We start from the raw sequence: 7,526 nt of genomic DNA, 5'->3' as shown, positions 1-7,526 counted from the left end.
CGAAGGCAAGAACCAGGCCGAGAACCAAGGCAAGCCCCAGGCCGAGGGCACCTTCGAGGAGATCCATCGCGCGCTGCTGACGGGCTTGCTCAGCACCATCGGCCGCAAGGACGAGCAGCGCGAGTATCAGGGCGCGCGCGGCGGGCGCTTCTATATCCATCCCAGCTCGGCGCTGTTCGCGACCACGCCGAAGTGGATCGTCTGCGCCGAGCGGGTCGAGACCACGCGCGATTACGGGCGCATCTGCGCCAAGGTCCAGCCGGCTTGGATCGAGCGGGCCGGCCAGCATCTGCTCAAGCGCAGCTACGCCGAGCCGCACTGGCAATCGCGTGCCGGCCAGGTCGCGGCCTTTGAGACCGTCACCCTCTATGGCCTCACCCTGTTCAGCCGACGTCGGGTGAACTTCGGGCCGATCAATCCCGCCGAGGCGCGCGAGGTCTTCCTGCGCTCGGCCTTGGTCGAGGGCGACTTCGAGACCCGCGCCCCGTTCTGGCGGCACAATCAGGAGCTGATCGAGTACGTTCATCAGCTCGAGGCCAAATCGCGCCGGCGTGACATCTTGGTCGACGAGGAAGGTCTCTACGCCTTCTATCAGGAGCGCGTGCCCTCCGGCATCTATTCCAAGCCTCAGTTCGAGCGTTGGCTGCGCAAGGCGACGCAGAAGCAACCCAAGCTGCTGCACATGGATCTGGATCAGGTGATGCAGCACGATGCGCGCGCGATCACCGCCGAGCAATTCCCGGATCGGTTACAGATCGGCGCCACCGAACTGCCGCTGGAGTACCGCTTCGAGCCCGGCCACGAGGCCGATGGCGTCACCCTGGTACTGCCGCGGTTGCTGATCAATCAGGTCTCGCCGGAGCGCCTGCAATGGCTGGTGCCGGGGCTGCTCGAAGAGCGCATCACGGCGCTGCTGCGCGGCCTGCCGAAACAGCTGCGCCGCGCCTTCGTGCCGATGCCGGACACCGCCGCGCGGGTCGCGGCGCGGCTGACGCCCTCCGATCGACCGCTGCTGCGGGCGGTGGCCGAGGAACTCAAGGCGCTGACTGGCGAGCAGGTGCCCGAGGATGCCTGGGACGAAAGCGCGCTGCCGCCGTATCTGCGCATGAAGGTGCGGCTGGTGGAGACGGATGGACGCCCGCTGGCGCTCGATGACGACCTGCTGCGGCTCAAGCGCCGTCTTGCCAGCGGCGAGCTGGGTGGTGAGCCGAACGCTGAGCTGGGCGACGGTCGAGGCGATGCTCGACACCGTTCCGGGCTTGGCGCTGGCGCCGACGCGGGAGGCGCGGCGCAGGCTGGCGGTGGGCACCGCTCGGGCGGCCGAGCGCGCGGTCGGCTCGGGCATCACTCGGGGCATGAATCGGAGCCCGGTTCGGAGCCCGGTTCGGAGCCCGGCTCGGAGCACCGCTCGGGCAAGCCGGCGGGGAACAACGCGGAGCCACGCTCAGGCAGGCCATCAGGTGACGGCGCGGGCGCTCCAGCCGGCGCGACGCTCTGGAATCACCCGATCGAGCGCGACGGCCTCAAGCGCTGGGACTTCGGCGACCTGCCCGAGCATCTGGATCTGGATCGCGCCGGGATTCGGCTGCGCGGCTGGCCGGCGTTGGTCGATCAGGGTCATGCGGTGGCGGTGCGGGTGCTGGATTCCGAGCAGAGCGCCGCGCTCGCCATGCGCGCCGGACTGCGGCGGTTGATCATGCTCGCGCTGGGCGGCGATCTGCGCGGGCTGCGGCGCGAACTCTGCGCGCGCGAGGGCGGGATCGACCGTATGCGGCTGCAATACGCGAAGGCGCCCGCGCCGGCGCCCTTGGCGGCCGGCGCGCTGCTCTCGGCGCCGCCGCTGACGCCCGCGGCGGCGCTGGCTGGCGCTGGAACGCAGGCTGGCCGTGGGGCGCATGCCGGTCGTGGAACGCGCACCGGCAATGGGGCGCATGCTGGCCATGCGGCATCCGCTGGCGGCGATCTCGCCGATGAGCTGTTGGCCCTGATCCTCGACCTGACCTTCACCGAAGGCCAGCCGCCGATCCGCGATCAGGCCGGCTTCGAGCAGCGCCTGAGCGCCCACAAGCCGCGCCTGTCGCCGGTCGCGCAAGAGGTGTGCGGCCTGGCCGCGACGCTCCTCGGCCGCTATCAGTCGCTGCGCAAGCGCCTGGCGGGGATCACTCAGATGCAATGGATGCCCTCGGTGCTGGACATGCGCGCGCATCTCGACAGCCTGGTCTATCGCGGCTTCCTGGTGCAGGTGCCGTTCGCGCATCTGCGCGACTATCCGCGCTATCTGCACGCCTTGGAGCAGCGGGCCGAGAAGCTGCCGCAGGCCGCGATCCGCGACCGTGAGCGCATGCAGGAGCTGGCCCCGTTGCTCGAACGCTGGCGCGAACGGGCAACCACCGCGCAGGCCGCCGGGCGTGCCGACGAGCGGCTCGACGAGATGCAGTGGATGCTCGAAGAGCTGCGCGTCTCGCTCTTCGCGCAGCAGTTGGGCACCGCCTATCCGGTGTCGGTCAAGCGTGTCGAGCGGCGTTGGCGTGAGCTGGGGTTATAGACGCGTTTAGAATAGACTGTTGGCCCAATTCGTTTGCCTCCATCAGGCATCTTGAGGTTTTGAAGGTTGTCATGCCAAAAACCCCGTCCATCCTGGTTGTCGACGACCAGGTCGATAATCTCAAGATGCTGTTCAATACGCTGAAGCCGGATTATCGCGTGCGCGTGGCCAATTCAGGCGCCGAGGCACTCGCCATCGTGCGCCAGTTCGAGCCGCCCGATCTGTTTCTGCTCGACATCATGATGCCGGAGATGGATGGCTATACGCTGTGTCAGCGGCTGAAGAGCATCCCAGGCACCCATGAAACGCCGGTGATCTTTCTCACCGCCCGCCATCGCCCCGAGGACGAGGAGCGCGGGTTTGAGGTCGGCGCGGTGGACTATGTCACCAAACCGGTGAACCCCCGCTTGGTGCAGGCGCGGATCAAGGCCCAGCTCGCCTTGGCCAATCAGATCAAGCAGGCGCGGCAGGCCTTGCAGGCGAGTAACAGCCTGGTGGCGCGCGTGATACGCGAACGCGATGATCAGGAAACCCAAAACGCCTTGCTGGCGCGCGAGATCGCCGAGCGCGAACAGGCCGAGGCCGCGTTGCGCGCCAGCCAGGCGCGGTTTGCGCGCTTGACCTCGGAACTGGCCGACCGGCTGTTTTTCTTCACCAATGCGCCCGATGGCCGGCTGTTGTACCTCTCCGAGGGGTTCACGCCGTTGCTCGGCGGCGCCAGCCCCGAGGAGGCGATTGGGCAATGCTGGCGCGACCTGGCCGACTGGTCGCCGGAATCGCGGGCAAAAGTGGCCGAGGAACACTGGCTTTGGCTATCGCAAGGCGATGACAACCTGCGCTTTGAGCTGAGCTTTCGCCACCCGGACGGCGACTGGCGCCAGCTCGAGATGCATGCCTACCGGATCTTCGACCAGGAACGCGAGCTGGATCTGATCGAGGGCATCGCGCTCGATGTGACCGAGCAACGCGCGCAGGATGCGCGCTTGCGGACCTTGATGCGGGCGGTGGAACGCGCGCCGGTCTCGATCACCGTGGCCGACGCTCAGGGCGATATTCTCTATGTCAACCCCTATTTCACCCAACTCAGTGGGTACAGCAGCGAGGAGGCGATCGGGAAGAATTCGCGTTTTCTGCAGTCGGGGGAAACAAAGTCAGGACTTCTACCGGCAGATGTGGGCGACCCTGAAGCGCGGCGAGACCTGGCGCGGCGAACTGATCAACCAAAACAAACAGGGGCAGTTGTACTGGGTGGAAAGCAGCATCTCGCCGGTGTTCGACGAGCAGGGGGTGCTGCGGAACTATGTGGCGGTCAAGCAAGACATCAAGGATCGCAAGGAGCTCGAACGCATCAGGGAGGATGTCGAGCGCATCATGCGGCACGACCTGAAAGCGCCGCTCCATCCCATCGTCAATCTGCCCGAGCTGTTGCTGATGGACGAGAATCTGACCGCCGAGCAACGCGAGGATATCGAACTGATTCGCCAATCCGGTCGGGACATGCTCGATCTGATCGATCTCTCGCTCGACCTGTTCAAAATGGAGAGCGGTCAGTTTTGCTACAGCGCGAAGCCCGTCGATCTGATGCACAGCGTGCGGACGGTCTGCACCTTCGTCGCCGAACCGCTGAGCCGCAAGCAACTGCGCCTGGTGCTGCGCCACAATGGCCAAGCGCTGGAGTCGGCAGCGGCGAGCGCGCCTGGTGCGGTGATGATCGCCGGCGATGGGCGTCTGCTGCTGTCGATGCTCGGGAATCTGCTGACCAATGCCGTCGAGGCCTCACCGCCCGGGGAGATTATTCACCTGGACATCCGCGAACTTGGCGAGCCGGATGAGGCACCGCAGGCGACGCGGGACCGATGGATGATGCGCCCGAACATCCGCGAACCTAGTGAGATGGGCCCTGAGACCCATGATCGGGTGCTGCTCGACATCTGCAACCGTGGCGCGGTGCCAACGCCGATGCGCGAACGGTTTTTCGACAAATATTGCACCCACGGCAAACCCAATGGCACCGGGCTTGGCACCTATTCCGCCAAACTCATGGCCGACACCATGGGCTTTCGGTTGAGCATGAGCACCTCGGATGCGGAGGATCGCACCTGCATCCATCTGTGGATGCCGGCAAGCCAGCAATGACAGGCCGCATCCGAGCGGTTGCACGCGCCTGCAAGCGCTTAGCGTTTGCGCTGCTGCTCGCGAGCGGTCTCGTCATCAGCTTGGCGAGCGGGAGCGAGGCCGGGGGCGAGACGCCCGCCGCGTCTGCCGAAGCCATCCCACTGAGCGCCGCGCAGCGCGCCTGGCTGGAGGCCCATCCGGACATCGTCTTAGGGATGTCGGATCTATGGCCGCCGGCCTTGATCCGCGCTGACGATGGTCAGTTATCCGGAATTATGATCGACCTGCTCGACTGGCTCAATCGACGGCTCGGCACCGCAATCCGCTTGCAGGTGGGTTCTGATTGGCCAGCGCTGATCGAGGATGCCAGGGCAGGACGCATCGATGGTTTGCTGGCGGTCGTGCGACTACCGATCTGGGACGATGCTTTCCTGCTGACCGACAACTATTTCCCAACCTATCTCTACCTCTACACACGCGACGGAGAAGCGCTACCGAGAACCAGTCTTGATGCTCTCACCGGAAAACGTGTTGGCACCCTGCAAGGCTACCAACTAATTGATAAGGTTCTGGCACCGGTCGCCGAGCAGCTTGATCTGGTTTTGTTTGCCAATAATCAAGCCCTAGCCAGCGCGCTCATGGATGGACAGATTGACCTGGCGGTGGCCCCCGGCACCTTCGATTGGTGGCGGCGGGAAAAGACCCTGATTGGCTTTAGCATCGCTGGGATACTCGAAGGCAGCGAACACCAACTCGCCATGGCCATTCGCGAGGACTGGGCGCCCCTGGTGGAGATCCTCAATCTCGCGCTGGCGAGCATCACCAAGGCACAATGGCGGACCATCCTTGATCCCTGGATCGATCAAGCGCTCTTGTTCGGCATCGATCCGCGCCTGCCCATGAGCGCGGTCGAGCGCCAGTGGCTCGCTGAACATCCAGTGATCCGCTATGGCCTCGACCACTGGCCGCCAATCGAATACCAGGATGCCCAAGGCCAACCGGCGGGAATCACATCCGACTATGTGCGGGAACTCGAAAAACGGCTGGGGGTGGGCTTTGAGGCGCAGGTGATCGATGTCTGGCCCGAGGCGATGGACGCGCTAGCGCGCGGCGACCTCGACCTGCTGCCGGGGGTCACGCCGACCCCGCAACGCCGCCAAGGCCCCTGGCATTTCACCACGCCTTACTTGCAGTTTCCGGTGGCGATGTTCGCGCGTGTGGAAACGCCGCTGATCGGCAGCATGACAGATCTCGCCGGGCAACGGGTACTGGTGATCGAGGGCTATGCCACCGAGGAGTGGCTGCGCGCCGAGCATCCCGAGATCGAGCGGGTACCGGCCCCGGATGTGGGGACCGCCGTGCGCTGGCTGGCCGAGGAGCGCGCCGATGCCTTGATTGGCAATCTGTTTGCGGTCAGTCACGCCATTGCCAGCCAACAACGCTTCCAGATCCGCGTCGCTGGGAAAGTCCCCTTTACTTACGAGTTGGCGATGGCGGTGCGCCCGGACTGGGACATCTTGGCTGGGCTACTGGAGCGCGCCATCGCGGATATTCCCCAAGAGGCGCGCGACGCCATCCAAAGCCGCTGGCTGCGCGCGCCGCCGCCGGCGCACGTCGATTATCAACGGCTGTGGCAAGTTGCTCTCGGTGCCGCGCTGGTGCTGACGCTGATCCTGCTGTGGAACCTGAGTCTGGCACGCGAAATCGCCCGCCGCCGGCGCGCCGAACGCAGCCTGGCGGCGAGCGAGCAACGCTATCGCGGCATGGTCGAGTCGGCGCGCTCGGTGTTGCAGTTTTACTCCTTCGATGAGCAGGGCGTCCTGCTCGATGTGAGTGCCGGTTCGCGCGAACTCTTCGGCATCGATGATCGCGACATGGTGGGCAAGCACTGGGGCGAGATTGCCGCCTGGAGCCCCGACACCCTGGAGCGCATCGAGCAAGGGCTGGCGACCTGCTGGCGCGGCCAGGCGCCCGCGCCGGTGACCTTGCATTATGAGCTTGATGGTGAGCCCCGCTATCTGCTCAGCTTTGCGATTCCGGTCAAGGATGACCGCAACCGCGTGGTGCGCATCGAGGGGCTGAGTGTCAACCTGACCGAGCGTCTGCGGCTGGAAGCATCCGTGCGTGAGTTGGAGTCCGATTTGCACGCCCTCATCGAGCATGCGCCGCTGCCGATGTTGATCGCAGACAGTGCGTCAGCGCGAACCCAGTTGATCAATCAGCGTTTTCGCAGCCTCATCGGTTACAGATTGGAAGAGATCGAAGAGATCGATCGCTGGTGGCCTCTGGCCTATCCCGATCCCGATTATCGTCGTCAGATTGCCGCCGACTGGCAACAGCAGGTTGAGCGCGCGCTGGCCACCGATGGTTTGGTGGGGCCAATGGAAGCCAGGGTTCAGTGCGCCGATGGGCAGACGCGAACCCTGCTTGCCTTTGCCGTCATTTTGAGCAAGCGTTATCTGGTGATGTTCATCGATGTCACCGAGCAGCGTGCCACCGAGGCGCGGCTGCGCGCGGCGCAAGCGAAGGCGGAGGCGGCCAATCGCGCCAAGAGCGAATTTCTCGCCAACATGAGCCATGAGATCCGCACGCCGATGAATGCCATTCTCGGCATGCAGTCGCTATGTCTGGACGGCGCGCTGAACGATGCCACACGCCACTATCTGCTCGCGGCTCAGAGCGCCGCCAAGACCTTGCTCGGTCTCTTGAACGATCTTTTGGATCTGTCCAAGATCGAAGCCGGCCAGTTGCGCCTGGATGAGCATCCGTTCGCGCTGTCCGAGGTGTTTGACCAACTGCACGACATGGTGGCCCGGCCGGCCGCAGAGAAGGGGCTGGCGTTTGCCATCCATTGCCCGCCCGAGGT

General features: G+C 65.0%; 3 protein-coding genes and 1 pseudogene. All 4 read left to right on the top strand.

What is annotated here, in order from left to right:
• Nucleotides 1-2,545 (top strand): DUF3418 domain-containing protein (locus tag ACLFQI_RS09780; protein WP_410758900.1); only part of this gene is annotated, 2,545 nt, incomplete at its 5' end.
• A gap of 71 nt (nucleotides 2,546-2,616) precedes the next feature.
• Nucleotides 2,617-3,672 (top strand): annotated as a pseudogene (locus ACLFQI_RS09775) (response regulator); the annotation flags it as partial.
• Complete coding sequence (locus tag ACLFQI_RS09770) at nucleotides 3,605-4,681, top strand: PAS domain-containing protein (RefSeq protein ID WP_410758902.1); 1,077 nt, start codon at nucleotides 3,605-3,607, stop codon at nucleotides 4,679-4,681. The pseudogene ACLFQI_RS09775 and the gene ACLFQI_RS09770, both read left to right, overlap by 68 nt.
• Nucleotides 4,678-7,526: transporter substrate-binding domain-containing protein (locus tag ACLFQI_RS09765; protein WP_410758899.1), on the top strand; the 2,849-nt coding region annotated here is incomplete at its 3' end. The genes ACLFQI_RS09770 and ACLFQI_RS09765, both read left to right, overlap by 4 nt.

It is taken from the genome of Halochromatium sp., from assembly GCF_046541315.1.
GTDB lineage: Bacteria > Pseudomonadota > Gammaproteobacteria > Chromatiales > Chromatiaceae > Lamprobacter.
The sequence above is the reverse complement of the archived record's forward strand: the minus strand, read 5'-3'. Positions and strand labels throughout refer to the sequence as shown.

Bases quoted from the DNA above. Each gene is read 5' to 3' on its own strand.
- ACLFQI_RS09770 (WP_410758902.1), top strand. From the start codon at position 3,605: ATGTCAACCCCTATTTCACCCAACTCAGTGGGTACAGCAGCGAGGAGG.